The organism is Mycolicibacterium flavescens (assembly GCF_001722335.1).
In the GTDB taxonomy this organism is placed as follows: Bacteria; Actinomycetota; Actinomycetes; order Mycobacteriales; family Mycobacteriaceae; genus Mycobacterium; species Mycobacterium flavescens.
Genome location: NZ_MIHA01000010.1, coordinates 98419 through 125147 on the forward strand (window position 1 = coordinate 98419; position 26729 = coordinate 125147).

The following is a 26729-nucleotide window of genomic DNA, read 5'->3' on the forward strand; positions in this document are numbered from 1 at the left end:
ATTTCGCCGTGGTTTCACACTCGGCGTCCCCGCGGCAGCGCAGAGAGAAACGCGTACGACGGGTCGTCGCCGTCCATCCGCCCCTCGGCGAGGTTGCCGATCACCGGATCGTCACCGTGAGCCCTCAGAGGTGCCTTGAACTCGTGTGACCAGTCCGCGACGCACTTGCGGTGCGCGATCCGCCACTGCCCGTCGCGTCGGGCGTAGCGGTCGAGATACCGGCCACCGGTGACCAACACGTGCGCGACACCCTTGCGTTCGGCGCGGTGGTAGGCCACCAGGTACGCCTCGCCCTCGGCCGTGTCGGCGCCGGTGAGGCGGATCAGGTGGTTGGTGATGTTGTGCTGGGTCGCGGCCAGACCGGAGAACATCGCCTCGAGCGAGTCGAGGAACTCCCGGACTGTGTTGCTGGTGTTGAAGCCGTGTTCGTCGAGCGCGTCGTCGGTGTACAGCGCTGCGGCCAGCGCCAGATCCCCGCGGTCGACCGCGCGGCAGTACTGCTGGACGAGGTCACGGATCTCGTCTTTGGCGATCAGGTTTTCGAGGGCAGGGGGCTCTGAAGGCATGTCACGGGTGGGCATGACACAGTATGTCTGCCTTCGCCCCGAGTCGGTCCCAGTGCTCGGCGGGCTTACCGAACAGCACCTCGTCGGTGCGGGCTCGGCGCAGATACAGATGCGCTGAGTCCTCCCACGTGAAGCCGATGCCGCCGTGGATCTGCACGTTGGCGTGGGCGGCGTTGCGCAGCGACTCCGAACACACAGCCTTGGCCATGCTGGCCCGCCATGCCGACTCGTCGGTGTCGTCGACGGCTTCCAGTGCGGCCTGCGACGCCGACCGGGCCCACTCCAGGTCCAGCAGCATGTCGGCGCACTTGTGCTTGACGGCCTGGAAGCTGCCGATCGGCCGGTTGAACTGTTCGCGGGTGCGCGCGTAGTCGGTCGCGATCTCCAGCACGCGCTCGCACGCGCCGACCTGCTCGGCGGAGAGCACCGATATTGCGACGTCGACTGTGCGCGAGACCAATTCGGAGACCGGCGCCTCGGTGGGCAGGCGGGTCGCGTGCGCATCCGTGAACGTGACGGTGGCCATCGGGCGTGTCCCGTCCAGCACGCGTTCCTCGACAATCGACACGCCTGGCGCGCCGGCGTCCACGGCATACACCGCAAGCTCACCGCCGGCGCTCGCGATTACCACCAGATCGTCAGCCGCGGCGCCGTGCAGTACGTGGCGCGCGACACCGGTCAGCGCGTCGCCATCAGCGGACACCGCCACGTTCTCGGGTCGCCACAGCCCGCCGTCATCGGTGAGGACCGCCGCGGCGGTGCGCTCACCCTCGATGAGCGCCGACAGCCGAGCGTCGGCGCCGTCGGTCTCCAGCAGCAACCCGGTTGCCAGCACCGCCGACGCGACGAACGGCACCGGGGCCAGGGACCGTCCGAGTTCATGGGCGACGACGGCCAGCGCCGAGGCGCCGTATCCCGCCCCGCCGAGTTCTTCCGGGAGGCCGATCGCGGTCACTCCGACCTGGGTACACAGCACCTTCCAGAGCTCGGCGTCGAAGCCTCGGTCCTGCTGGCGTCCGTCGTAGGCGACCGAACGCACCCGGTCCTCGGGGGAGAGCCGCTCGCAGGCCGCACGCACCGACTGGGCAAGCTGCTGGCGTTCGTCGACACTCAGCACGGTCACCGTGAACCTCCTGTGATCTGTTCTGCAAGCTCGTTTTTCGCGACCTTGCCGAGGCCGGTCAACGGGAACTCGTCGACGACCACCAGGCGCTCGGGCCACTTCTGTTTCATCAGCCCCCGCTGGTCGAGGAATTCGCACACCTCGCCGAGCGTGACCTCGCGGCGGCCCGGCGACCGGCGCACGACCGCGCATACCATTTCGCCGCGCTCCGCATCGGGCTGGCCGATCACCGCGACCTCGTCGATCAGCGGGTGGGCCAGCAGTTCGTTCTCGATCTCATCGGGAGAGATGTTCTCGCCCTTACGGATGATCAGGTCCTTGATCCGACCGGTGATCACGATGCGTCCGTCGGGCCGCAGATGCCCGCGGTCGCCGGTTCGAAACCAGCCGTCGGGTGTCGTTACCTTCGACCACTGTTCGGCATCGAGATAGCCCGGTGTCAGGTTGGCGCCACACAGTTCGATCTCGCCGGTCGCCCCGATGCGGACGGATGTGCCCGGTATCGGCCGCCCGCAGCTGTGTGACTGCTGTTCAGTGGTGTCGGTGGCTTCGCTGACGCAGATCATGGGCGCCTCGGTCATGCCGTACGCATGCACGACGGGTACACCCATGTGCGTACGCACCTTCTGATGCAACTCGGGTGGGCACGGTGCGCCACCGCCGATCAACATGCGAAGCGTCGGGATGAGCGGTTCACTTTGTCCGGATGCCAGCTGCGCTGAGAGCAGCATCTGGTAGAACGCGGTGCTGCCCCCCGTGACCGTCACTCGGTGTTCGGCCAGCAGGTGAGGCAGTCGAGCGGCGTCGACCTTGGGCACCATCAGCACCGGCAGACCGGCTATCAGGGCGCAGGCCAGATACACCATTCCGCCGATGTGAGCGATCGGGAACGTGATGGTGCCGACCTCACGGGCGTGATCGCCTAGTCCGAGATGCGCCGTGAATCCGCGCGCCGCGGCGAGCAGGGTGGCGTCGGTGTGGCGGACGCCTTTGGGTTGCCCTGTGCTCCCGGAGGTGAAGTAGATCCAGTGTGCGTCGTCCGGCGATCGTGTGCCGGCCACCGCAATGTCGCCCGGAATGCGCTGCAGCACCTCGAGAAAGTCGTCGGGCAGTTCCACCACCGGGATGCCGGGCGGGGTGTTGGCCACGGTGGATTCGTCGACGATCAGCACGTCGGCCGTCGCGATCTCGAGGGCCGCCTGGACCTCGCGCTGCCGGTACAGATGCAACACCGGCGCCTGCACGGTCGCTGTGCGTGCCAGTGCCAGCATGAGCACCGCGGCCGCGCTGTGCGACGGCAGCTGCCACGCCACGGTCATACCGGGGCGGACCCCGCGGTCCGCAAGCCACCGCGTCGCCGCCGCCGAAAGCCGCGCCACCTCGGCCACGGTGAGCACTCGGCCGTCGACGTCGATCAGCAGTCCGTCACCCGGCCGGGTCGCCGCGGCGTCGTCGAGCAGTTCGGCGATGGTGCCCGTCACGATGGTCCTGCAATGAATGCCGCGATGGCCGAGGCGGTTTCGGCGGGACGATCCAGCATGACGTAAGTCGAGCTGCCTTCGACGAGCCGCAGGGTCGCGTGAGGAAAGGCGCCGGCGAGGCGTTCGGCGTGGCTGACGGGGAACAGGTCGTCCTCGGTTCCCCACACCAGCAGCACCGGCTTGGACCACTTCTCGATGGCGGGGGCGGCGGCGGCAGTGTGGCGGGGGTTCAGTGCCGCGCTGAATCGGACGGCGTCACGGCGCACCTCGCCGGAGCGCAGGAAGCCGCCGAAGATCGCGGGATCACGTTCGGAGGCGATGCCGTTCTCGGTCACGGCCCGCTTGAAGAACGCCAGGCCCGGCGGTGTCGCCAGCGCCCGCAGCGCGAGGGCGCCGGCTGTTCCGCTGGCCCGGCACAGTTTGACCAGAGGTGCGAACGACTTCGGCGGGAAATGCTCGAAACTGTCGCAGTTGGTGAACACGAGCCGCGACACCCTCGACCAGTCCAGGCCGAGAATTCCCAAGGCGGACAACACAATTCCACCACCCGAGTCGTTGGCGACCAGCGTCACGTCACGCAGGTCCAGCTCGTCGAGCAGCGCGATGATCCGTCGTCCCGCCGCGACCACCCCGACATCGACGCCGTCGCCGACGGGCTGCCGCTGCGCGCCGAACGGCCACGTCGGCGCGATGCACCGGTGGTGTGGGGCCAGCGACGCGATGACGTCGTCCCACAGAGCGCCGGTGACGTAGGCACCGTGCACGAACACCACCGGGCTGCCCGCCCCGGTGTCCGTGTACTCGATCCTCGCGTCGTCGAGGACGACGGTCGCGGTGGTCACCTCGACAGGATCGCCACGGCCGCTGATCCCGGTGACCCGTAGAGCTGGGCCAGCGCGACGCGCGGATTGTTGGGTACCTGGCGGTCACCGGCGGTGCCGCGCAGTTGGTGGACGAGCTCGTACACCTGACGCAGGCCCGACGCGCCGACCGGTTCGCCGTTGGCCAGCAGACCGCCGTCGGTGTTGATCGGCAGCCGCCCGCCGATCCCGGTCGCGCCGTCGGCCAGCAGCGCCTCCTGCTCACCGTCCTTGCAGAGCCCGGTTTCGGCCATGTGGATGATCTCCGAGCCGGCGTCGGTGTCCTGCAGTTGCGCGACGTCGATGTCCTCGGGCCCGAGCCCGGCCTGCTCGTAGGCGGCCTTGGCGGTCTCGGCGGTGGTGCCGGGCTGGATCGGCAGTTCGACCGAGGTGCGCAGCAACTCATAAGCGCCGTCGCGGCGACTGCGCAGCTCGCTGGCCCGGATGTAGATCGGGGTGTCGGTGTATTTCTTGGCGACGTCGGCGCGGCACACGACCACCGCGGCGGCGCCCTCGTTGGGGTTGCAGTACATGAACTGGCGCAGCGGGGCGTTGACGATCGGGGAGCCCAGGATCGCCTCCACGCTCATGGCCTTGCGCCGCCAGGCGTGGTCGGCCAGCGCGCCGTTGGAGAAGTTCTTGGCCGCGACCCGGGCCAGCGTCTCCTCGCTGATGTTGTGATCGTGCATGTAACGCATGATCTTGGTGCCGAAGTAGTGGGTGGTCAGAAACATTCCCTGATCGCCGTACCACTGCGGCAGCCCCGCCACCGCCGGATCCGCACCGAACGCGCCGCGCGGATGCTTGTCCAGGCCGACGCCCACCGCGATCTCGGCTTCGCCGAGCTGGACGTCGCGCGCGGCCAGCGTGAGCAGCGAGTTGCCGGTCGCGCAGCCGCTCAGCGTGGCCCGCGCGGGGATGCCGGTCATCCCGACCAGGCCGGTGATCGCCTCGGGGTTGGCGACCTCGAGGCTGCCCGCGTACAGGCTGCCGATGTCGGACCAGTCCACGCCGGCGTCCTTGAGCGCGCGCCCGATCGCGACCGCACCCATCTCGAGTGCCGAGCGGTCTGCGTACCGGCCGAACGGGTGGATTCCGACGCCGATGATCGCGATGTCGGGTGTACTCATGGGGCTCCTAGGGTGAAGTGGACTCGGGCCGGTTGCTAAGGATATAACTATATAGCGGATTAGCGAAGGGTTGAGTCGTTGAGCATTGCACTGCTGCTCGAGATGGCGGTCTCGGGTGATCCTGACCGGACGGCGGTCGTCGACGGTGCCGACCGGTTCACCACCACCGAACTGAGCGCGTTGGCCAGCGGTGGCGCTGCCGTCGTCGCGGAATCCGGCGGTCAGCACGTGGCCTACGTCGGCACCGGCGGGGCGATGCTGCCCCTGTTGATCTTCGCCTCGGCGCGGGCGGCGGTGCCGTTCACCCCGCTGAACTACCGGCTCAGCGCCGACGGGCTGCGGCAACTGCTTGCCCGGCTGCCGTACCCGCTGGTCGTCGTCGACGACGAGTACGTCGACATGGTCGCCGGCGCGGGCAAACAGGTGATGAGCTCGGCCGAGTTCCTCGCCGCCGCCCGCGCGGCTGACCCGGTCGAGGAGTTCGCCGACCCCGACGCCGTCGGGATCGTGCTGTTCACCTCCGGTACGACGTCGCGCCCGAAGGCCGTCGAACTCACCCACAACAACCTGACCAGCTACGTCACCGGCACGGTCGAGTTCGCGGCCGCCGACCCCGAGGATGCGGCGTTGGTGTGCGTCCCGCCGTACCACATCGCGGGTGTGGGAGCGGCGCTGTCGAACCTCTACGCGGGCCGAAAGATCGTGTACCTACCCAGGTTCGACCCGCGCGAATGGGTCCGGCTGGTCCGCGACGAGAAGGTGACGACGGCGACCGTGGTGCCGACCATGTTGGACCGCATCGTCGCCGAGTTGGAAGCCACGCCGACCGAACTGCCGTCGCTGCGCAACCTGGCCTACGGCGGCTCGAAAGTCGGCCTGCCCCTGGTTCGCAAGACCATCGAGCTGCTGCCGTCGGTGGGGCTGGTCAACGCGTACGGGCTGACCGAGACCAGCTCGACGATCGCTGTGCTGACCCCTGACGACCACCGGGCCGCATACGCCGCCGACGATCCGGCGGCGACGCGACGGCTCGGGTCGGTGGGTCAGCCGGTGCCCGGCATCGAGGTTCAGATCCGCGCCGAGGACGGCACCGTGCTCGGGCCCGGCGAGACCGGTGAGCTGTTCGTGCGCGGACCGCAGGTCTCCGGCCGCTACACCGATATCGGGTCCGTGCTCGACGCAGAGGGCTGGTTCCCCACAAGGGATCTGGCGATGGTCGACGACGAGGGATACCTGTTCATCGGCGGGCGATCCGACGACACCATCATCCGCGGCGGGGAGAACATCGCCCCCGCCGAGATCGAGGACGTGCTGATCGAACATCCCGCGGTGCGTGACGTCGCGGTGGTGGGGCTCGAGGACCCGCAGTGGGGTCAGATCATCGTCGCGGTCGTGGTACCCGAACCGGGTTCCGAAGTCGACGCCGAGGACCTGCGCGCCTTCGCGCACAAGGCGTTGCGCGGCTCGCGCACCCCCGACCGCGTCGAGATCGTCGACCAGTTGCCGACCACCGACACCGGCAAGGTGCTGCGCCGCGACATCATCCGAGGACTGTCCGAAAACATCAGGAGTGCAACATGATCAAGAACGGAACCCGCCTGCAGAGCCAGGTCTGCGACACCCAGGTGATCGTCGTGCGGTCCACCGACGCCCTCGACGACCTGCGCTGCGGCGGCGAGCCGATGGTGACGCTGGACACCGAGAAGTCGCCGCACGCCGATATGGACCCGGCGCTGGCCGGTGGCAGCGCGATGGGCAAGCGCTACGTCGACGACAGCGGCGCCGAGGTGCTGGTCACCAAGGCCGGCGCCGGCACGCTGAGCATCGGCGGAACCCCGATTTCGCTCAAGGAGGCCAAGCCGCTGCCCGCCAGCGACTGACGGTCCTGCGGCGGCTTCAGTTGGAGATCGCCGGTGCCGCGCGCAAATATGTGTCGTCGCTGAGTTGAGCGACGAGGAAGTGCGCGATGTCGGCGCGCCTTATCGCCGAGCCCACTTTGTCGCGGCCGAGGAAGCCCACGCGCACAGTGCCTTTGGCTTTCCCGTTCCTCGGGCTGGTGATGCGGGCGATCGTCCAGTCGAGGCCGGATTCGGTGACGGCCCTTGTCATGCCGACGATTTCCGTGAGCCCATTGGGGAACAGGAGCCGTGCGATCTTCGGCACGACTTTGCCCTTCAAAGTCGGTTTGTCGCGCACGTCGGGCACTGAGGGGGTGGCGAGGCCGATGTAACGGCGGACGCCCTCGGCCTCCATCGCCGCGACGATATTCCTGGTGCCGTCGGTGACCGGGGTGCCTTTCACGCTGCGGCTCAGCGAGGGTCCGAGCGCGCTGATGACGGCGTCTGCACCGCGAACGGCTTCTCGAACGCGCTGGGCATCGGACAACTCCCCGGTGACGACGGTGAGGCGCGGATGCGTGATCTCGAGCTTGCCGGGATTGCGGACGTACGCGGTGACTTCATGATCACCGGCCAACAGATCGGTGACGACGAGACGGCCGATCTGGCCACTGGCGCCGAACACGGTGAGGTTCACATCGGTTCCTGTTCTGCGTGGGGGAGTGACGCAGAATAATCGACGCGGGACCTACCGACTCGTCCTTCAACGTGATGGCGTAAACCTATAGCTATCGAATCTGACGTCGACGGGAGTCCAGGACGATGGCCGATCAGGGTACGCACGGGACCGGACAGCGGAGCGAAACGCTGGAGATTCCGGCGGGCGACGTGACGATGGTCGCCGACGCCTACGGAGATCCGTCCGATCCGCCGGTGGTGCTGCTGCACGGTGGCGGGCAGACCCGGCATTCGTGGGGCTCGACGGCGGCCGATCTGGGCGCCAAGAACTGGTACGCCGTCACCGTCGACCTGCGCGGCCACGGCGACAGCACCTGGTCTCCGGACGGGTACTACGGCCTGGACCGGTTCGCTGCCGATGTGATCAAGGTGGCCGACTACCTCGGGCGCCCACCGGTGTACGTCGGCGCCTCGCTGGGCGGGAACTCGTCGCTGGCGGCAATCAGCGTGCGGCCCGACCTGGCGCTGGGTCTGGTGCTGGTCGACGTCTCGCCGTTCCTGCAGCCCGCCGGCACCAGCCGGATCCGCGATTTCATGGTCTCGCACGCCGAAACCGGTTTCGCCACACTGGAAGAGGCCGCCGACGCGGTCGCGGCCTATGTGCCGCACCGGCCGCGGCCGCGCAATCTCGAGGGGCTGAAGAAGAACCTGCGGCACCGCGACGGCCGCTGGTACTGGCACTGGGACCCGAAGTTCATGGCCTTGCCGACGGACCAGGCCGTTCAGCGTGATCCGCTGATCGACCCCGCCCGCCTGGGTGCGGCCGCTCGCGACCTGCGCACGCCGACGCTTTTGGTGCGCGGCGGGGAGTCCGACGTGCTGTCGGTCGACGACGCCAAGCGGTTCCTGGAGCTGGTGCCGCACGCCGAGTTCGCCTCGGTCGCCGGCGCGCACCACATGGTCGCCGGCGACGACAATGCGGTCTTCGAGGACGTGCTCGACGACTTCCTCGAGCGCCGGGTGCGCTCGCGGCTGAAGTTGTTCGGCTCGTAGCCTTCGCGCGCCGAGTTCCACGGCAGGGCTGTGAAATCGCGAGATTGGCGACCCTGGCGCAGGTTTCGGCGATGTGTTGACGCTCCACCGACGCGCCGAGTGTGAACCTGTCGCGGTGAAATGGGTCTTTCTTCGCCGCGGCTTCACACTCGGCGTTTCTTCTCACCGCGCCGACGTGTATAACTAAGTGACCGAGGTCCGGTGGTCCTGCTGTGATAGCAGGTCCTCCCGAGAAGGAGCAGGCTATGACCGAAACCAAGACCGAGGACCGCTTCAAGGAGGCGACGTCCTCGGAGATCGACGATGCTGACATCGCCAAGGATCGAGCCGCGCTCGGCGTCTGGGCGGCGTCACGCAGCCAGGAGTTGCTCTCCACCGCGACTCCGGAAGCGATTCGCAACTTCGCCCACGGCTACGGTGACGACAACCCGCTCTACACCGATCCGGCGTACGGTCAGGCCACCCGCTGGGGCGGCCAGGTCGCTCCCCAGATCATGGCCGCGGTGCTGAATGCGCCGCTGCGCGGCGACAAGCTTCCCAAGGAGTTGCGCGGCGGCAGTTACCGCGGCATCCACGCGTTCGTGTCCGGGGGGACGTGGGACTGGTACCGGCCGATCTATCCGGGTGACACGCTGTACAGCTTCTCGGGGCTGGAGTCGGTGGAAGAGAAGGAGTCCGAGTTCGCCGGCCGCTCGGTGATCCGGGTGCTGCGCGACGTGAAGATGAATCAGCGCGCTGAGGTGGTCGGGGTCTACCGGACGCTGGTGATCTACACCGAGCGCAAAAAGGCCAGGGAGAAGGGCAAGTACAGCACGATCGAAGATCCGTCCTACACCAAAGAGGACATCGCTGCACTCGACGAGATCTACGCGGCCGAAAAAGTCCGGGGCGCAGAGCCTCAGTTCTGGGAAGACGTCGTTGTCGGCGACGATATGGGCAAAATGGCCAAGGGACCACTCACCACGACCGACATGGTGGTGTTCCACGCCGGCGGCTACGGGTTCGTGCCCTACGGGCTGAAGACCGGACGGCTCGCGTGGAAGAACCGCCAGCGCATTCCCGCCTTCTTCATCGACAACGAGTACGGCGTGCCCGACGTGGCTCAGCGGGTGCACTGGGATTCCGAGTGGGCCAAGGCGATCGGCAACCCGCGGGCCTATGACTACGGGGTGCTGCGGGAGTGCTGGATCCACCACTTCCTGACCGACTGGATGGGTGACGGTGCATTCGTGGTGCGTCAGCACGACGAGATTCGAAAGTTCAACTATCAGGGCGATATTCAGTATCTGACCGGAAGGGTCGACGGTAAGCGCGACGAAGACGGCATGGCGCTCGTCGACGTCGCCGTGGAGGTGCGGAACCAACGCGGCGAGACCACCGCGCAGGCGTCGGCGTCGATCAGCCTGCCCAGCCGCGACAAGGGTGCGGCACTGTTGCCGGACGTCCCGAAGGATCTGCAGCGTGACGCCGTGCGGATGTTCGAACGCCACGGCGAACTGCTGAAGGCGCAGTCGTAAGTTTAAGCGGGCTGACTCGCTGCGCCGAGTGTGAAGCTGTGGCGATGAAACGGGCGATTTCTTGCCACAGCTTCACACTCGGCGGGACGGTGAAGAGGTCAGGCCGCCGACTTCTCGAGAATGTGCACGCCGCACGCCGAGCCGAGGCCGATCACGTGGGCCAGACCGACCTTCGCGTTCTCGATCTGCCGGTCACCGGCCTCACCGCGCAGGTGGTGGCAGACCTCCCAGATGTTGGCGATCCCGGTGGCCGCGATCGGATGGCCCTTGGACTGCAGCCCGCCGGATACGTTGACCGGTGTCGAGCCGTCGCGCCAGGTAGCGCCGGAGTTGAAAAAGTCGGCGGCGCCGCCCTCGTCGCACAGCATCAGGTTGTCGTAGTGCACCAGCTCGGCCGTGGCGAAGCAGTCGTGCAGCTCCACCAGGTTCAGATCTGAAGGACCGACGCCGGCCTGCTCGTAGGCGAGCGCGGCGGCCTTGCGGGTCAGGGTGTTCACGTTGGGCAACACCTGGCATCCCTCTTCGTACGGGTCGGTGGTCAGCACCGAGGCCGACACCTTCACCGCACGCCGACGCTGTTCTGCGGACAGCGATTTGAGCGTCTCACCGTTGCAGACGATCGCGGCCGCCGCACCGTCACAGTTGGCCGAGCACATCGGCCGGGTGTTCGGGTAGGCGATCATGACGTCGTTCATGATCTGCTCGAGCGTGAACCGCTTCTGATATGCCGCAAGCGGATTGAGCGTGGAGTGGGCGTGGTTCTTCTCGCTGATCTTGGCGAACAGCTCGAAACTCGTGCCACCGTACTTGTGGCCGTACTCCATCCCGATCTGGGCGAACACACCCGGCATGGTCTCGGTGCCGATCCGCCCGTCCACGGGTGCCACGGCACCGTAGCGGCCTGAAGGCTTCCACTCGTCACCGTCGTCGGCCTTGCCGCCACCGGCGAGAAGGCCTGCGCCGGACAGCTTTTCAACGCCGACCGCCATACCGTAGTCGACCTCGCCCGCCTTGACCGCCATGATCGCGGTGCGCAGTGCGGTCGCTCCCGTGGCGCAGGCGTTGGCCACGTTGTACACCGGGATCCCGGTCTGGCCGATCTGCTTCTGCAGCTGCTGGCCGATGCTCGCGCTGGCGTTCATCAGGTTGCCTGCAGCCAGCACGCCGATGTCGCCCATGGTCAGGCCGGCGTCGGCGAGGGCCCCCAGCGCAGCCTCGGCCGCCAAGTCGACGGTGTCGAGGTTAGGGTGCTTGCCGAACTTGGTCATCCGGATGCCGACGATCCAGATGTCGTCACTCGCGCTCATCGTCGCTCCTTGTCGGGTTGGTTACGCAGCGGGCTCGAAGCCGAAACCCACGGCCTGGGTGCCGTTGGAGTCGCTGCCGATCGGGTAGGTCGCGAGGCGCACCTTCATGCCGGTGTGCACGTGCTCCGGGTCAGGAGCGACGTTGACGAGGTTGGCCCGCACGTGGGTGCCGTCGCAGTCCACCACCGAGGCCACGAACGGCACCGGGATCCCGGGTGCCGCGAACGTGACGATGGTGAATGCCCGCACCGTGCCCTCGGTCGCGATCGGAACGCTCGTGAACTCGGTCGCGAAGCACCCCGCGCAGGCGTTACGCCGGTCGAAGAACCGCGCTCCACAGCTGGTGCATTCCTGCGCGACGAGGTGCGGGTCGCCCTCGTCGAGCACGAGGTAGTCGACCAGCGGAATCTGCTCAGCCATCGGGACCTCCATTACGTCTTCCGCTGACGGTAGCGGATTCAGGCTTCTGGGCTGCCGATGACACCGGACTGACGCAGTGAGGCGACCTCGTCGGGGGACAGCCAGAGCTCGGCGAGGATGTCGAGCGTCTGCTCGCCGAGTGCCGGCGCGTGATGGCGGATCTCCGTCGACCTGCGCCCGTCGACCAGGGCGGGAAGCGTGACATTCGTGAACGGTCCGGCCACGGGGTGCACGGTGTCGACGAACGCGCCGCGCGCGGCCAGCTGGGGATCGGTCCGCAGTTCGTCCTGCTGTACGGCCGGGCCGATGGCCAGGTCGTGCTCGGCGGCCAACCGTGTCCACTCCGCCTGAGTGCGCGTTTCGATGATGCCCTGGATCTCGCGGCGCAGCGTCTGTTCGGGGTCGTCGGTGACCGCGAAATCGACTGGACCCAGACTGGAGTCACCGATCAGATCTTCGCGGCCTGCAACTGTGCAGAAAGTCTTCCAGAACGCCGGTTCGATGCAGCAGAACAACACGAACTTGTCGTCGGCGGTGCGATAGAACTGATACTTGGCGCTCGTCGTTCCGTCGGGGGCGATCGGGGCGGGCAGCGAGCGCCGGTCGGTGATCCGGGTGTCGTTGAGGATGTAGGTCGCGGCGATCCACGCGGAGGAGACGACGGCTTCCGACGCCGAGACGTCGATATAGCAGCCTTCACCGGTGCGCTGCTGCTGCACGAGCGCGGCCGCGATGTGCATAGCGGCATAGACGCTCCGGCGGCTGTTCCCTCACCACCGGAAGCGATTCCGTTGAAGTTCTGCGGCCCCCATCATCTGACCGTGGGTCGGGATCGTCGCGTACGGACCGGTTGCGCCGTACCCGGTGTACTGGCAGTACACGATTCCGGGGCGACGCGCCTTCTGCTGCTCGTACCGACGCCGAGGAGGGAAGCGTGCTCGGACAACTGGCGGAGGTTCGCGATGTCGCGGTGATCGGCGAGGCGGATGACCGGCTGGGCCAACGCATCGTGGCGTTCGTGGGGCCCGCACCGGGATCAGCGTTCTTCGGGAACGGGCGCGTGCAATGGTGGCCCACGGCGAGGTGCCCGACGAGTTCGTCGTCGCGGTGCTACCGCGCAATGCGATCGGGAAGGTCGCCCGCGGACAACTGTCGGCACTCCGCCGCGCGCCGAAATCTGCGCCAGGGCTATGAAACCGCGGGGTTCACGACCCTGGCGCAGATCTCGGCGCAAACTGGGCTAGGCGCTCGCGGTCTCCAGCACCGGCGGGTTCACCGCGTCGGGGTCGGGGTTGGCCAGCGGCAGGCCCATGAACCGCCGCGCGTTGTCACCCATGAAGTCGTAGGTGCGCCTGCGGTCCATACCCTCGGCGTAGTGCCAGTACCGCTTCGGTTCGGCCAGACCCTCGGGGTGCGGCCAATCCGACCCGAACATCACCTTGTCCCAGCCGACGGTCTGCACGACGTCGGCAACCGAGCCCTCCCAGAACGGGCTGACCCACACGTTGCGGCGGAACACGTCGTGCGGATGCTCCTCGAAGTTCTGCGGCATCTTGCTGTAGGTCGACTGCAGATCGTCGAAAAGCGGCTTGATCCAGGCGCTTCCGTTCTCGACGCTGGCGATCCGCAGCTTCGGGAACCGGGTCAGCGTGCCGTGGCAGATCAGGCTGGTCAGCATGTCGGCGATCTCGCGGTGGCCCAGCGCGGTCCACTTGAACGCCGACATCTCGAACGCGTTTGCCGTCGACGGCGGCTCCCACTTGTCGATGTACTCCTGCAGCGGCGGCTGGCTGGCGTGCAGAACGATGGGCAGACCGGCGCTTTCGACGTCGCGCCAGAACGGGTCGAACTCCGGCAGCGCGGGGGAGCGCCATCCCTTGTAACCCTTCACCGGGGCCGGCTTGATCAGCGCGACCTTCGCGCCGTTGTCGAGAATCCACTCGAGTTCGCGGCGGGCCTCGTCGACCAGGCCGAGGTTGAGCACCGGCGTCGAATACACCCGCCCGGCATGGACGAAGCCCCAGTTCTCCAGCATCCACTGGTTCAGCGCGTGGATGATCGCAGCGGTCAGGTCTGGGTCCTCGGCTGAAGAGTGCTCGACGAGATTGGCCAGCGTCGGATAGTTCAGGCACGTCTCGACGCCCTGACGGTCGAGTTCGGCGACGCGGTCCTCGGGATTGCGGGCCCCCGGCGGGCAGTCGATGCCGCGTCCGGACATCTCCCGCATCGACAGCCCCTCCGGGTTCTGGCCGGAATAGAACTTCTCGTGCGCGCCGGGCGCGGCGACCCGCTCGAACGTCGGGTTCGGCATGTAGTCGTTGATCTTGCCCAGGATCGCGACCCGTGTGTGGCGGCCCATCTGCACGAACTGCACCTTGGACTTGAACTCGTCGGGCAGGAACGTGGTGAGCGCATCCGGCGTCTCGTACATGTGCTGGTCAGCATCGAAGATCGGTGCCTCGGTGAACTGTGTCATCACGCCTCCATCTCGGTCGTAACACGAGCCTCTCGTAACTTGACAGAAGTGTCAAGTAGCTAGCCTAGAATCCTTTGAAGAACTATTTGAGCAGGGAACACTGGTTGTCGACGACTGTGTCAGCTACGGTGCAAATATGACGGTGAACGCGCTGGAGATGAGCCGCGGTGAACGGACGCGTTCGGCGATCCTGCAGGCCAGCCGCGACCTGTTCCTGCAGCGGGGCTTCAACGGCACCCCGATCAACGCGATCACCGAGGCGTGCGGCATCTCCCGGGCTGGCTTCTACACCTACTTCAAGGACAAGCGCGAGATCTTCGACGTCCTGGGCAGAACCGCCTACCACGACGCCCTCAACGTGATCGAGCGGTGCAAAGCGGCGATCGAGTCGGACGACGCGGACGCCGTTCGCGAATGGGTGCGCGAGTATTTCGCCTACATGGACCGCCACGGCGCATTCGTCACCGCCGCTGCCCACACGGCCCCCGACGACGAGGCGTTCCGACGCTCACGCAATCACATGATGACGCGCGCGGCGTGGAAACTCGGCCAGGCGATCCGCGCCGACGGTCCCCACTCGCCCGAAGTGATCGGTGTGACCGCGATGGGCATGCTGGACCGGGCGTGGTACGCGGTTCACACCCAGTCGGTGGCAGTGGATCGCGCTGAAATGATCGCTGCCTGCGCGGATTCCATCGCCGCAATGAGCCGTTACTGAGGTTCCGCCTGCTCGCGCGGCAGCCGTCCGTGCGTCTGCAGTTCAGCGCGTAACGCCTGCGCGTCGGAGGTGTGCTCGAGTACCGACATCAGGTCCGCCGACAGCTGCAGATGCTGCCGCATTCCCATCTGCTCCCAGGCGCGCACCAGCATGGTCTTGGTCGCCATCAACGTCGACAGTGGTGCGCGAGCGATCTTCTCGGCCATCGCCTCGGTCACCGGTTCGAGTTCGTCGCGCGCGACGACCTTGTTGACCAGTCCCATCTCCAACGCCTCGCTCGCCGACAGTGTCTGCGCCGTGTAGAGGTATTCGGCCGCGCGCTTGTAGTTCATGAAGACCCAGGGTTCGATCATCGTCTCCCCACCGGCGAACCCCAGTCCCGGCACCAGCGGCATCTGAAAGTAGGCGTCCTCGGAAGCGATTGTGATCTCGGGCAGCAGCGCCCAGTACGTGCCGCCGCCGATCGCGTACCCGTGCACCTGCGCGATCATCGGCTTCGGGAATTCCCAGAACCGCAGTGTGGGCCACAGGAACAGCTCCTTGCTGCCGTGAAAGTTGCTCCCCATCGCGGCTTGTGACTCGGCGAATTCAGGGTAGGCGTCGGGGGCGATCACGTGGCCGGCGCAGAATCCTTTGCCGTTGCCCTTGACGATCACGACTTTCACGCCGTAGTCACGTCGGGCCTCGTCCAGGAAGGAGTCGACCTGTCGCACCATCTCCGACGATTGAGCGTTGGCCCGCTCGGGCCAGTCGAGGATGATCCGCGCGACGGCACCGTCGCGCTCGTATCGCACGACATCGCGAGTCACCGGTGTTTCAGTCATTTTTCGGCCTTACGTCGTCTCGGTCCAGTCAACTGCGGCGGTGCTGCCAGGCACGCGGGGATGAAGGCTCGGATCAAACCTTCGTCCCCGCCGTCTTCCGGACGGCCGGGCTCGGCGGCCAGGCTGAACGCGATGCGAGTAACCCAGTGCGCCAACGTGTCCGCTGAGACATCGTCGCGTACCTCGCCTGCGGCGACGGCTGCCGCGATACGCCGCCCCAGTGTCTCGGCGAGGCCCTGGCGCCACAGATCGGAAGCCTCCGCAACGCGGAAGGTGCGCCCGAGTTCGTCGGCGCTGATCAGGAGCGCCATTGTCGGAGACGAGCGTGCGGCTTCCAAGCCGACGAGCATGGCGTTGACGAGTTGGTGGGGGAACGGTTCGTCGGTATCCCAGCAGGGGTCGGCGGCGGCCAGCACACCGGTGATCGCCCGCACGAAACATGCGGCCAGCAAGGCATCTTTGGTCGGGAAGTAGTCGTAGACCGTCCGGCGATTCACCCCGGCTTTGTGGGCGATATCGCTCATCCGGGTGCGGCTCACCCCCCGCTCGGCATAACAAGCTTCGGCCGCCGACAGTAACCGCTCCCGGGCGCCGTCCTCGCTGGTCGGGAGGTCGGCACCCCAGGGTGGGGTGCGCTCGGCGTCGTCCCGCTTCGGCATACCGGACCTTCCTGACGTGCTCGGCGATCCTATCTTGACGCGGACCATAGAAGCACTTACCGTGTGGTCGCGACCACAAAGTGATCTAATCTGTGGTCAGTCGCCGGAGGCACGAGACAGGATCTGCATGACAAGCCGGTACGACTACGTGATCGCCGGTGCGGGCTCCGCGGGGTGTGTCCTCGCCAACCGGTTGTCGGAGAACCCCCGCAACCGAGTCCTGCTTCTCGAGGCCGGCGGTCGCGACGCCAACCCGTTGATCCACATGCCGAAGGGATTCGGAAAGCTTTTCGACAACGAGAAGGTGGCCTGGCGTTACGCCACAGTGCCGTTCGGCCCCAACCAACAGTTCGAGTACTGGCCACGCGGCAAGGTGCTCGGCGGTTCCAGCTCCATCAACGGCATGGTCTACAACCGCGGCAACCGCGAGGACTACGACGAACTCGAACGGCTCGGCAACAAGGGCTGGGGTTGGGACGACATCCTGCCGATCTTCAAGACGTTCGAGGACAACGCCTTCGGCGCGTCAGCCACACGGGGCGCGGGAGGACCACTGCACATCTCCGTGCAGAGCCAGACCGATCCGCTGTGCACCGAAATGGTCGCCGCGGCAGCCCGATACGGGCTCCGGAAAGTGCCCGACATCAACGAGTCCGACGACGAACGCGTCGGGCTCACCCCGGCGACGATCAAGAACGGCCGCCGCGTGAGCGCAGCGGACGCCTTCCTCAAGCCGGCACGGCGCAGGCCCAACCTGACTGTGCTGACGGGGGCCTTCGTCGAACGGGTGCTCGTCGCCAACGGTCGCGCCACGGGCGTGACGTTCACGCGTAAAGGGCAGCGCCAACAGGTCTTGGCCACCCGCGAGGTCATCGTGTCGATGGGCAGCCTCGGCTCGCCGAAACTGCTGCAACTCTCGGGTATCGGTTCGGCGGAGACGCTGCGCGCGGCCGGCGTCCCGGTGCAGGTGGAGTCGCCGAACGTGGGCCTCCGGATGCGCGAGCACCGCTGCGTCGCCGTGAAATTCCGGCTGAAGGAGAACCTCGGCTACAACCGGCAGCTGGCGTCCAACCTCGCCCAGGCCGTGACCGGGGTCAAGTATCTGACGACCCGTGGCGGCCCGCTGGCGGTGCCGGCCTACGACATCCTGGCCTTCGTCAAGACGGACCCGTCCCTCGATCGCGTGGACGGCCAGCTCCTACTGGGACCGCTGTCGGTCGGTACCTACAAGCCCGGCGAAGCGGTCGGAGTGGAAACCGAACCCGGCATCTCCTGCCTGGGTGAAGTGCTGCGACCGACCTCCGAAGGGAGCGTGACCATCACCTCGGCCGACCCCCACGCCGACGCGCTGATCGACCCCGGCTTCTTCACCAGTGACTATGACCGGAAAACCGGCGCGGCGCTGCTGCGCGTCATGCGCGAGATCTTCGCGCGGTCGCCGATCGCGGAGCGCATCAGCCACGAGACGTTCCCCGGCCCGCGGGTCCAGAGCGACGACGAGCTGATCGATTCCGCGTTGGACGCCGGTTACTGCGGCTATCACGCGGTCGGAACCTGCGCCATGGGCCCCAGTGACGACGACGTCGTCGACGACCGGCTGCGCGTCCGCGGCGTCGAAGGTTTGCGCGTCGTGGACTGTTCGGTCATGCCGACCATGGTCGCCGGGAACCTTAACGGGCCGATCATGGCGATGGCCTGGCGCGCTGCGGACTTCATCCTTCAAGAGCACGGAGGTAATTGATGAGGGTGGACATCGACAAGTCGAAGTGCCAGGGCCACGCGTTGTGCGCGATGGCTTCGGGCGACTACTTCGAACTGGACGACCTCGGGTACATCGCGACCGACAGCGGCGACGTCACCGGCGGTGCCGAGAACGCGGCCCACGACGGCGCCGAAGCATGCCCCGAGAAGGTCATCACCATCCATGCCTGAGAACGAACAAAGGACGCCACAGTGACCACGATCGAGCGCGCCGAGGCCTACGACACCGACCTCGACCAGCATTCAGCCGAGTTCATGCAGGATCCCTACGGTGCGCTCGCGCAGCTGCGGGACCGCTGTCCGGTCGCCAAGAGCAGTTCCTACGGAGGCTTCTGGGTCATCACCGGCTACGACGAGATCTTCGAGGCGCTGCACGACACCGAAGTGTTCAGTTCGACTCCCGATGAGAACGGCAAGGGGGTACCGCCCGCCCCGGGCTCGCCGCAGCTGGCGCCGATCGACTTCGACCCACCTGATGTCGGCTTCTACCGGTCGTTCCTGTTCAAGCACATGTCACCGGGCGCGGCAAAGAAAATGCAGCCCACGATCGCGGAGATGACGGGCGATTTCATCGACGCTTTCATCGAGAAGGGGCACGCCGACCTCTCGCAGGAGCTGTTCACCGCGTTGCCCGCGCAGCTCATCCTCCGCGTACTCGGGTTCGACGACACCCGTTGGCGTGAGTGGATGGGCTGGGTGCACGGGTTCGTCCACGAGCGGGTCGCCGACCCCGAAGGGTCGATGAACAAGATCCTGGCGATGGCCGCGCAGATCGTCACCGAGATCAACGAGTCGCGCGAGAGCCAGCGGCCCGGGCTGATGACGTTGTTGATCAACGATGAGCAGGACGGCCGCAAACTCACCGACGCAGACCTGGTGAACATGGTGTTTCTGCTCATCCTCGGCGGGATGGACACGACGGCGGGCCTGACCGGAAACGCGCTGCTGCGGATCGCTTCTGACGACAAGCTCCGGCAACGGATCATCGACGACCCGCAGGTGCTCGACAGGGGTACCGAAGAATTCCTCCGCCACGACACGCCCACCATCGGGCTGAGCCGACGCGTCGCCAAAGACGCCGTCTTCCACGGGCGAAAGCTCAAGAAGGGGGATCGCGTCCTCCTCATGTACGCGGCGGGAAACCGCGATCCCCGTGTCTTCGACGATCCCGACGTGCTCGATCTCGACCGCCCGAACACCAAGCACATGGCGTTCGCGCTCGGCGTGCACCGCTGCCTGGGCTCCAATCTCGCGCGCGTGATGTTCAAAACCATGATCACCGAGGTGCTTTCGCGGATGCCCGACTTCCAGGTGGTGACAGACCGCGTCGAGCGCTACCCCGACGCGGGCGACGTCTACGCCGTCAAACACCTGCCGGTCACGTTCACACCGGGCACTCGGCGCAAGGCGTGATCGGCTGTTACGGAGCGATGGTGCGCGGCAGGAACGTGCGCAGCAACCCCTCGTCGCCGCCGATCGCGGGATCAGCCGGCTCCTCGATCAGGCTGAAGCAGATGCGAACCACCCACTGCGCCAACACATGCGAGGAAACATCGGCGCGAACCTCGCCGGGTTCGGCGGTGGTGAAGCGCTCCGCGAGTCGGTCGACGACCTCGGCGCGCCAGGCTTCGGACTGCTCAGCCGCACGATGGGTTCGCGCGAGTTCGTCGGGTGTGGTCATCGCACGCATTGTCGGCGACGCCCGGGCCGCCTCCAGGCCGGCCAGCGCCCCGGTGATCAACCGCTCGATGAACGGCGCCCGCTGCGAGAAGTACGGTTCGGCAGCATCGACGACGCCCGTGGTGGCCTTGACGAAGCATGCCGCCAGGATCTCGTCCATGTTCGCGAAGTAGCTGTACACCGTGGTGCGGTGGACACCGGCCTTGGCGGCCACATGCGTGATCTTCGTTCTGCTGGGGCCTCTTTCGAAGAAGCATGCTTCTGCGGCGGTGATCAGGCGGGCGCGAGCCTCCTCTTCGGTCAGTGGCAGGTCGGCCCCCCAGGCAGGTGCGCGCTGCGTCTCCGGTGTCGTCGTCATACCTTCTTGACCCAAATCAGTTAGATCATTACGGTGACCATGATAACTACACAATCACCGAAAGTGTAGTTCGAGGAGGGTTGGTCCATGACGCAGGCTGAGGCGCCCGTCGCCGAGAATTTCGATCACCACTCGCCGGAGTTTCGCGAGTGTCCCCACCAGACCATGGCCGAGATGCGATCACGTTGTCCGGTAACGCGGTCCACCGAACACGGTGGTTTCTGGGCACTGCTGGACTACCAGTCGGTGTTCGACGCGGCACGCGACGACGACCTGTTCAACTCCTATCCCTCGGTCGGGGTCCCGGCCAGCGGTTCACCGTTCCCGATCCTGCCGATCGAGTCCGACCCGCCACTGACCCAGAAGCTGCGGCAGGTCACCCTGTCGGCCTTCTCGCCGGGTCAGGCCGAACGGTGGCGCCCGGTGGCACGCAGGATGGTCAGGGAGATGGTCAACGAGTTCATCGAGCGCGGAAGTTGCGACATCGTCGGCGAACTCACCACTCCATTGCCCGCCAAACTGACGCTGACCATGCTCGGCTTCGACGAGTCGAAGTACCTGGACTGGGTGCACTGGGTGCATTCGATGGTCCACGACCGCACACACGACGAGGAAAAGTCGGGCGCCGCGGTGATGGAACTGTTCGGCGAGATCTACAAGCACATGTCCGAACGCCGCGAGAGCGGTGACCTCGGCGACGACCTGTTCGGGCGAATCCTGAACGGCCACATCGACGATGTGCCGCTCGACGACACCCAGATCCTGATGTACACCGTGCTGATGATGCTCGGCGGCATGGACACCACCAGCGGGCTGACCGGCAACGTGCTCTACGCCATGACCCAGCAGCCCGAACTGCGCCAGGCGCTGACCGCCAGGGCCGACCAACTCGAACCGGTGACCGACGAGTTGCTGAGGGTGTACACGCCGACTCTGGGGCTGGCGCGCACCGTGTCCCGCGACGCGAAATTCCACGGCGCCTCGATGAATGCCGGAGACCGGGCGATCCTGATGTGGGCCGCGGCCAACCGTGACCCGGAAGTGTTCCCCGACCCCGACACCGTCGACCTCGAGCGGCCCAATGCCCGCAAGCAGATGGCATTCGGGGTCGGCATCCACCGCTGCCTGGGGTCGCACCTGGCGCGGATGATGTTCCAGGAGATGCTCGGCGAGATCATCGAACGGATCCCCGACTTCCGCCTCGACGGGGAGCCGGAGCGCTTCGAAGACGCCGGCGAGGTCTGGGCGATGCGCAAACTGCCCATCGCCTTCACTCCGGGCCCGCGCCTCGCGGTCGACGACGCATGAGTGACCCGATCGGCTTCATCGGCGCCGGCCAGATGGGCGAACCGATGGTGCACCGGCTGCTCGCAGCGGGACGGCCGGTCACCGTGTACGCGCGCAGAGACGAGGTCCGCCAGCGCCTGGCCGACGCCGGCGCCACGGTGGTCGACTCGGTCGCCGACGTCGGCAAGGGCGCCCGGACCGTCATCTGCTGCATGTTCTCCGACGCCCAGCTCAAAGAGGTCGCCGAGGAGCTGATCGATCATTGCGCGGCCGGAACCGTCGTGCTCTCCCACACCACCGGCTCGGTCTCGACCGTCCGTGACATCGACTCCGCCAGAGCCGATGTCACGGTGCTCGACGCGCCGATCAGCGGTACCGCCGAGGACATCGCCAACGGCAGGCTGACCGTGCTGATCGGCGGCCCGGCCGACGCCGTGGAGACGGCCGCCGAGGTGGTGCAGGCCTACGCGGCCACCGTCCTGCGCACCGGCCTGCTCGGCACCGCGCTGAACCTCAAGTTGGTCAACAACGTGCTCTTCGCCGCCAACGCCCAGCTGTTGAGTGCCGCCGTCGGCGTCGCAGGCAAGCTGGACATCGAGGCGGACCGCTTCCTCGAGGTGCTCGCAGCGTGCAGTGCCGACAGCAAGGTCGCCGGGTATGCGCGCGGAATCGGCGGCATGGCGCCGTTCACCGAGATGGCGGCGCCGTTCCTGCGCAAGGACGTCGACGCGGCACTGGCCGCCGCCCAAGAGGCCGGCACCGACCTCGGCCTGCTCTACGACGTGATCGAACGCGGCGAGTTGCCGCTGAGCACAGGAGCTGCTAGCGCAAAATGATCTGGCCGCCGTCGAGCATGAGTGTTGCGCCGGTCAGGAAGCGAAGGTCGTCGCTGACCAGACCGACGATCGCGCGGCCGATGTCGTCGTACGGATCTCCGTAGCGTCGCAACGGAATACCGCGCACGATCTGCTCGAAGCGGGCCGGGTTCTCGTCGCGAAACGTCTCGGCGGCGGGCGACCACGCGGCCGGACAGACAAGGTTGACCCGGATCCCGTACTTGCCCCACTCGATCGCGGTGGACTTGGTCAGCCCGCCTAGCGCCTCTTTTGCCATCGAGTAGCCGGCCATCCGCGGCGCGCCCCGCACGCCGACGGCCGACCCGAAATTGATGACCACCGCGTGCGGGGATTCGCGCAGCGAAGGAAACGCCGCCTGCATCAGATGCAGCGAACCCAGCGGCCCCGTCCGGAAGTACTCCAGGGCCTCCTCGTCGCTGAGATCGACTGTTGCAGTGCTGGTAGTCCCGAGCGCTCCGCCTTGGGCGTTGTTGATCAGGATGTCGATCCGTCCGAACCGGGCGCTGGTCTCGGCCACGGCTTTGTCGACGGCGGCGCGGTCAGCGACGTCGCACCCGATCGCCATGACGTCGCGGCCCTTGCCTGCCAGTTCTGCGGCGACGTCGTCGACCTTCTGCTTCGTCCGGCCCAGCAGGGCGACCGATGCGCCCTCGTCGGCCAGCGCGGCGCTGATGGCCTTGCCCAGGCCCTGGCCCGCGCCGGTGACAATGGCGACCCGGCCCTGCAGACGCGTCACGGCCGACCGCGCGTTACGCCGGCTGGAACGCGTAGGTCAGGAACTGCTCGCCCGCCTCGGTCTCGAAAGTGGTGGTGGTGCTGACCATCTTCTGGCCGATCCGCAGTTCAGCAGCCGTAGCGCCGAGGATCAGCGCCTCGACGAGCACCTTTCCGTCGAGCTCGATGAAGCCGACGATGTAGGGCTGGAACACCTCCGGTGACCGGTTGCCCTTGTAGGGCAGCGGCGGCGGGAACTCCTGCGTGGTGTACGTGTAGAGCGTGCCCTCGGTGGGCAGCTCGATCGGCTCGATGTCCTGCTGGATCGCCGGGTTGGCGTCGAACAGTTCCGGCCGCTCGGGCGGGAATTTCACCACCCCGGTCGACTTCCGTCGCGATCCGAGCAGAACCGCGCGGTCACCGTCGACCCGGAACACGTTCTCTGCGATGAGTTGAGTCATGTCATGCCACCTCGATTACCATTGCCGCACCCATTCCGCCGCCCGCGCACATCGACAGGACGCCGAGTCCGCCACCGCGACGGCGCAACTCGTGAATCGCCGACGTCACCATCCGCGCCCCGGTGGCCGCGATCGGGTGGCCCAGGCTGATGCCGGATCCGTATACGTTCACGATCTCCTCGTCGAGACCGAGTTCCCGCGAGCACGCCACCGCCTGCGCGGCGAACGCCTCGTTGATTTCGAACAGCGCCACATCCTCGATCTTGCGCCCGGCCAGTTCCAGCGCCTTGGGGATCGCGTAGATCGGGCCGCTGCCGGTGCGATTCGGTTCGACGCCGACCGAAGCCCACGACAGCACGTGCGCCAGCACGGGGCGTGAAGTGTCGGGGCGGGCCAGCGCGACGACTGCCGCGGCGTCGTTGACACCCGACGAATTACCCGCCGTCACCGTGAAGTTCTCGATTTCGGGGTGCAGCACCTTCAAGCCGGCCAGCACCTCCCGGCTGGTGCCGCGGCGCGGATGCTCGTCCTCGGCGAACGTGATCGTCGACCCGTCGGGCTGGGGTACCTGCACGGGCACGATCTCGTCGACGAACGAACCGGCGTCGATCGCCTTGACCGCGCGCTGATGGCTGCGCAGCGCCCACTCGTCCTGATCTTCGCGGGTGATGCCGTACTGCACCGCGCAGTTGTGCGCCACGGTGATCGACATGTCCAGCGCGGGCGCGTCCTCGGTCGGCGGATGCGAGAACGGAAACCACGGATCGTCGTAGTCCTCGGCGGCCTTGCCGGAGGTGAAGGGTTTGCGCTTGCGCAGCATCGGCGTCGTCGAACACGACTCCATCCCGCCCGCGAGGACGGCCGTGCTCATCCCGGCCGCCACCTGACCTGCGGCCACCGCGATCGCCGACAGGCTCGACGCGCACTGCCGGTTGACCGCAAGGCCGGGGATCGAGGTCAGGCCGAGATCGACGGCGACGTAGCGGGCGCTGTCCCCGCCGCCCTGCAGGACTTCGGCCAGCACCAGATCGTCGAAGTCCGTCGGGGCCAAGCCGGAACGCTCGACGGCCGCCGCGACGATCGGTTTGGCCAGTTCGGTGGCCGGCATCTGGGCCAGGGTGCCCCTGCGGGCAGTGCCGATGGGGGTGCGGGCGGCGGCCACGATGGCCGCGCGCGACGTCGTCGACGTCATAGGTCTCCCGGGGTTGTCGGAGGGGGTACCGCATTCGGCCACCCTGATACGCGATGAGAGTATACCGTTAAATAGATAGCGATATTTGAGGGAGTGGTATGAAGACGATCGGATCCGTCGACGACGCCGTCGCGGCGGTCGGTGCCGAGCTTGGTGTCAGCAGCTGGCTCGAAGTAAACCAGCAACGGGTCGACCAGTTCGCCGAGGTCACCGGCGACCACCAGTGGATCCACGTCGACGTCGAGCGGGCGAAGACGGAAAGCCCGTACGGCACAACGATCGCCCACGGCTTCCTCACCCTGTCCTTGATCCCCGCTCTGAGCAAGGACAACTACGTCGTCGAGAACACCAAGATGGCCCTGAACTACGGGTTGAACAAGGTCCGGTTCCTGGCCCCGGTGCCCGCGGGCAGTCGTGTGCGGGTTCGTTCCGAACTCGCCGACGCGGTGACGTCCGGCGAGGACACCGTCAACCTGACCGTTCGGCACACCGTCGAGATCGACGGGTCGGAGAAACCGGCGGCCGTCGCCGAACTCATCGCCCGGTACGTCTTCTGATGAGCGGGGGTCCGTTCGACGGTAAGGCCGTACTGACCGGCGCCGGCAAGTCACAGGTCGGGCGCCGGCTGGGACGGACCGGACTCGACCTGACACTGGAAGCGGTGCTGCGCGCGATCGAAGACGCGGGCCTGGCCGTCGACGACATCGACGGCATCGCCAGCTATCCCGGCCCCGGCGTGCCCGATCCCGGTTTCACCGGCGCCGGCATCCACGACGTCCGCAATGCGCTGGGCCTGCGGTGCCGCTGGTACATCTCCAGCATGGAGACCGCGGGCCAGATCGGTCCCGTGATCGAGGCCTGCATGGCCGTCGCGCTCGGGCTGGCCAACCACGTGGTGGTGTTCCGGTCGGTGTGGGAGTCCACCGCGGCGCAGCAGGGCGGCGGCGGCCGGGCGTCGGTGCTGTTCAGCGGCGGCAAACTACCCCCGCACCTGGAGTGGGTCGCCCCGTTCGGCGCGCTGTCGGCGGCGAACTGGCTGGCGATGCCCGCGCAGCGCTACATGCACGAATTCGGTTTGACCCGGGAACAACTCGGGGCGATCGCGCTCAACGCGCGCCGCAACGCCGGGCTCAACCCCGATGCGGTCTACCGGGACCCGATGACGATGGAGGACTACCTGTCGGCGCGGATGATCTCGGAACCGTTGTGCCTCTACGACTGTGACGTTCCGTGCGACGGCGCGACCGCGGTGATCGTGTCACGACGCGACGCCGCCGCCGGCCTGCCGCGACATCCGCTGACCGTCGAGTCCGTCGGGCCCGGCATGTTCGAACGCGCCACCTGGGATCAGCGCTTCGATGTCACCACCATGGCCGCCCACGATTCGGCAGCGACGCTGTGGCAGAACACGTCTCTGACACCGGGTGACGTCGACATGGCACAGATCTACGACGGGTTCTCGTTCCTGACCGTGATGTGGCTGGAGGCGCTGGGCTTCTGCGAACACGGCAAGGTCGGCGAGTTCATCGAGGGCGGCCAGCGGATCGCGCTCGACGGCGACCTGCCGATCAACACCAGCGGTGGCCAACTCTCCGGTGGCAGACTGCACGGCATGGGCTTCCTGCACGAGGCGTGCGTACAGATGTGGGGTGAGGGCGGCGACCGGCAGGTACCAAAGACTCCCGAGGTGGTCGCGGTGGGTGTCGGTGGTGGGCCCGTCGCGGGCTCGATGCTGCTGAGCGGGCGCTAGGTTGGCCGGCGATGCGTCG

The 26729-nt window shown here is 67.0% G+C and carries 27 protein-coding genes and 1 pseudogene; 12 read left to right on the forward strand and 16 right to left on the reverse strand.

Annotated features, from left to right (window positions below; translation table 11 throughout):
- Positions 1-14: 14 nt before the first annotated feature.
- Genes BHQ18_RS15225 through BHQ18_RS15245 form a run of 5 tightly spaced genes read right to left on the reverse strand, consistent with a single transcriptional unit; the run spans position 15 to position 5160 of the window.
- Positions 15-581 carry a nuclear transport factor 2 family protein gene (locus BHQ18_RS15225; RefSeq protein WP_084294087.1) on the reverse strand — a complete coding sequence of 189 codons (567 nt, stop codon included), beginning with the start codon at positions 579-581 and terminating at the stop codon, positions 15-17.
- Positions 568-1689, reverse strand: coding sequence for an acyl-CoA dehydrogenase family protein (locus tag BHQ18_RS15230; RefSeq protein ID WP_069414458.1), 1122 nt, complete (start codon positions 1687-1689; stop codon positions 568-570). Before BHQ18_RS15230 ends, BHQ18_RS15225 begins: the two co-directional genes overlap by 14 nt.
- On the reverse strand, positions 1686-3173 hold the full coding sequence (locus tag BHQ18_RS15235; protein WP_205866116.1) for a class I adenylate-forming enzyme family protein: 1488 nt from the start codon (positions 3171-3173) through the stop codon (positions 1686-1688). The genes BHQ18_RS15230 and BHQ18_RS15235 overlap by 4 nt, the downstream gene beginning before the upstream one ends.
- Positions 3167-4012 (reverse strand): alpha/beta fold hydrolase, encoded by an 846-nt coding sequence (locus BHQ18_RS15240; RefSeq protein ID WP_069414460.1) that lies wholly within the window; start codon positions 4010-4012, stop codon positions 3167-3169. The genes BHQ18_RS15235 and BHQ18_RS15240 overlap by 7 nt, the downstream gene beginning before the upstream one ends.
- Positions 4009-5160: a thiolase family protein gene (locus tag BHQ18_RS15245; protein WP_069414461.1), complete on the reverse strand. Its 1152-nt coding sequence runs from the start codon at positions 5158-5160 to the stop codon at positions 4009-4011. The genes BHQ18_RS15240 and BHQ18_RS15245 overlap by 4 nt, the downstream gene beginning before the upstream one ends.
- 78 nt (positions 5161-5238) lie before the next feature.
- Between BHQ18_RS15245 and BHQ18_RS15250 the strand changes: the two genes are divergently transcribed.
- Both BHQ18_RS15250 and BHQ18_RS15255 read left to right on the forward strand, forming a co-directional pair.
- A complete protein-coding gene (locus BHQ18_RS15250; protein ID WP_069414462.1) occupies positions 5239-6741 on the forward strand; it encodes a class I adenylate-forming enzyme family protein in 1503 nt (500 codons plus the stop codon).
- Positions 6738-7040: a hypothetical protein gene (locus tag BHQ18_RS15255; RefSeq protein WP_069414463.1), complete on the forward strand. Its 303-nt coding sequence runs from the start codon at positions 6738-6740 to the stop codon at positions 7038-7040. The genes BHQ18_RS15250 and BHQ18_RS15255 overlap by 4 nt, the downstream gene beginning before the upstream one ends.
- Before the next feature lie 16 nt (positions 7041-7056).
- On the opposite strand, the gene BHQ18_RS15260 is transcribed toward BHQ18_RS15255, so the two are convergent.
- On the reverse strand, positions 7057-7695 hold the full coding sequence (locus BHQ18_RS15260) for an NAD(P)-dependent oxidoreductase (protein WP_069414464.1): 639 nt from the start codon (positions 7693-7695) through the stop codon (positions 7057-7059).
- Between the two features lie 125 nt (positions 7696-7820).
- On the opposite strand from BHQ18_RS15260, the gene BHQ18_RS15265 reads away from it, so the two are divergent.
- Positions 7821-8729 (forward strand): alpha/beta fold hydrolase, encoded by a 909-nt coding sequence (locus tag BHQ18_RS15265; RefSeq protein WP_069414465.1) that lies wholly within the window; start codon positions 7821-7823, stop codon positions 8727-8729.
- A 245-nt stretch (positions 8730-8974) separates the two neighbouring features.
- Positions 8975-10246: an FAS1-like dehydratase domain-containing protein gene (locus tag BHQ18_RS15270; RefSeq protein ID WP_069414466.1), complete on the forward strand. Its 1272-nt coding sequence runs from the start codon at positions 8975-8977 to the stop codon at positions 10244-10246.
- Positions 10247-10344: 98 nt separating this feature from the next.
- Here BHQ18_RS15270 and BHQ18_RS15275 read toward each other — a convergent pair whose 3' ends face one another.
- From BHQ18_RS15275 to BHQ18_RS15290, 4 genes and pseudogenes are all read right to left on the reverse strand, one after another.
- Positions 10345-11553 (reverse strand): thiolase family protein, encoded by a 1209-nt coding sequence (locus BHQ18_RS15275; protein ID WP_069414467.1) that lies wholly within the window; start codon positions 11551-11553, stop codon positions 10345-10347.
- Positions 11554-11574: 21 nt separating this feature from the next.
- A complete protein-coding gene (locus BHQ18_RS15280; RefSeq protein ID WP_069414568.1) occupies positions 11575-11973 on the reverse strand; it encodes a Zn-ribbon domain-containing OB-fold protein in 399 nt (132 codons plus the stop codon).
- Between the two features lie 38 nt (positions 11974-12011).
- Positions 12012-13004: pseudogene (locus BHQ18_RS15285) on the reverse strand (CoA transferase).
- A 209-nt stretch (positions 13005-13213) separates the two neighbouring features.
- Positions 13214-14449, reverse strand: coding sequence for an amidohydrolase family protein (locus tag BHQ18_RS15290; protein ID WP_069414468.1), 1236 nt, complete (start codon positions 14447-14449; stop codon positions 13214-13216).
- A gap of 136 nt (positions 14450-14585) precedes the next feature.
- On the opposite strand from BHQ18_RS15290, the gene BHQ18_RS15295 reads away from it, so the two are divergent.
- Positions 14586-15167 (forward strand): TetR/AcrR family transcriptional regulator, encoded by a 582-nt coding sequence (locus BHQ18_RS15295; RefSeq protein WP_069414469.1) that lies wholly within the window; start codon positions 14586-14588, stop codon positions 15165-15167.
- Here the strand turns inward: BHQ18_RS15295 and BHQ18_RS15300 are convergent.
- Positions 15161-15991, reverse strand: coding sequence for an enoyl-CoA hydratase-related protein (locus BHQ18_RS15300; RefSeq protein WP_069414470.1), 831 nt, complete (start codon positions 15989-15991; stop codon positions 15161-15163). The two genes, BHQ18_RS15295 and BHQ18_RS15300, sit on opposite strands and share 7 nt — an antisense overlap.
- Entirely contained in the window at positions 15988-16650 is a 663-nt protein-coding gene (locus BHQ18_RS15305) for a TetR/AcrR family transcriptional regulator (RefSeq protein ID WP_069414471.1), read from the reverse strand. The genes BHQ18_RS15300 and BHQ18_RS15305 overlap by 4 nt, the downstream gene beginning before the upstream one ends.
- 127 nt (positions 16651-16777) lie before the next feature.
- Between BHQ18_RS15305 and BHQ18_RS15310 the strand changes: the two genes are divergently transcribed.
- From BHQ18_RS15310 to BHQ18_RS15320, 3 genes are read left to right on the forward strand one after another with little or no spacing between them, the layout of a single operon-like run.
- Positions 16778-18391: a GMC family oxidoreductase gene (locus tag BHQ18_RS15310; protein WP_069414472.1), complete on the forward strand. Its 1614-nt coding sequence runs from the start codon at positions 16778-16780 to the stop codon at positions 18389-18391.
- Positions 18391-18582, forward strand: a complete 192-nt coding sequence (locus BHQ18_RS15315) for a ferredoxin (protein WP_069414473.1) — start codon at positions 18391-18393, stop codon at positions 18580-18582. Before BHQ18_RS15310 ends, BHQ18_RS15315 begins: the two co-directional genes overlap by 1 nt.
- 21 nt (positions 18583-18603) lie before the next feature.
- Positions 18604-19824, forward strand: a complete 1221-nt coding sequence (locus BHQ18_RS15320) for a cytochrome P450 (protein WP_084294088.1) — start codon at positions 18604-18606, stop codon at positions 19822-19824.
- Between the two features lie 7 nt (positions 19825-19831).
- On the opposite strand, the gene BHQ18_RS15325 is transcribed toward BHQ18_RS15320, so the two are convergent.
- A complete protein-coding gene (locus tag BHQ18_RS15325; protein WP_069414474.1) occupies positions 19832-20449 on the reverse strand; it encodes a TetR/AcrR family transcriptional regulator in 618 nt (205 codons plus the stop codon).
- Between the two features lie 87 nt (positions 20450-20536).
- Here BHQ18_RS15325 and BHQ18_RS15330 point away from each other — a divergent pair, with 87 nt between their 5' ends.
- Together BHQ18_RS15330 and BHQ18_RS15335 are read left to right on the forward strand one after the other, a co-directional pair.
- Positions 20537-21757, forward strand: a complete 1221-nt coding sequence (locus tag BHQ18_RS15330) for a cytochrome P450 (RefSeq protein WP_069414475.1) — start codon at positions 20537-20539, stop codon at positions 21755-21757.
- Positions 21754-22572, forward strand: coding sequence for an NAD(P)-dependent oxidoreductase (locus tag BHQ18_RS15335; protein ID WP_069414476.1), 819 nt, complete (start codon positions 21754-21756; stop codon positions 22570-22572). Before BHQ18_RS15330 ends, BHQ18_RS15335 begins: the two co-directional genes overlap by 4 nt.
- On the opposite strand, the gene BHQ18_RS15340 is transcribed toward BHQ18_RS15335, so the two are convergent.
- Genes BHQ18_RS15340 through BHQ18_RS15350 form a run of 3 tightly spaced genes read right to left on the reverse strand, consistent with a single transcriptional unit; the run spans position 22559 to position 24960 of the window.
- Positions 22559-23329 carry an SDR family NAD(P)-dependent oxidoreductase gene (locus BHQ18_RS15340; protein WP_069414477.1) on the reverse strand — a complete coding sequence of 257 codons (771 nt, stop codon included), beginning with the start codon at positions 23327-23329 and terminating at the stop codon, positions 22559-22561. The two genes, BHQ18_RS15335 and BHQ18_RS15340, sit on opposite strands and share 14 nt — an antisense overlap.
- Positions 23330-23342: 13 nt before the next feature.
- Entirely contained in the window at positions 23343-23768 is a 426-nt protein-coding gene (locus tag BHQ18_RS15345) for a Zn-ribbon domain-containing OB-fold protein (RefSeq protein WP_069414478.1), read from the reverse strand.
- 1 nt (position 23769) lies between these two features.
- Positions 23770-24960, reverse strand: a complete 1191-nt coding sequence (locus BHQ18_RS15350; protein ID WP_069414479.1) for a thiolase family protein — start codon at positions 24958-24960, stop codon at positions 23770-23772.
- A gap of 98 nt (positions 24961-25058) precedes the next feature.
- Here BHQ18_RS15350 and BHQ18_RS15355 point away from each other — a divergent pair, with 98 nt between their 5' ends.
- Positions 25059-25517 carry a MaoC family dehydratase gene (locus BHQ18_RS15355; RefSeq protein WP_069414480.1) on the forward strand — a complete coding sequence of 153 codons (459 nt, stop codon included), beginning with the start codon at positions 25059-25061 and terminating at the stop codon, positions 25515-25517.
- Positions 25517-26710, forward strand: coding sequence for a thiolase family protein (locus BHQ18_RS15360; protein ID WP_069414481.1), 1194 nt, complete (start codon positions 25517-25519; stop codon positions 26708-26710). Before BHQ18_RS15355 ends, BHQ18_RS15360 begins: the two co-directional genes overlap by 1 nt.
- Positions 26711-26729: the final 19 nt, after the last annotated feature.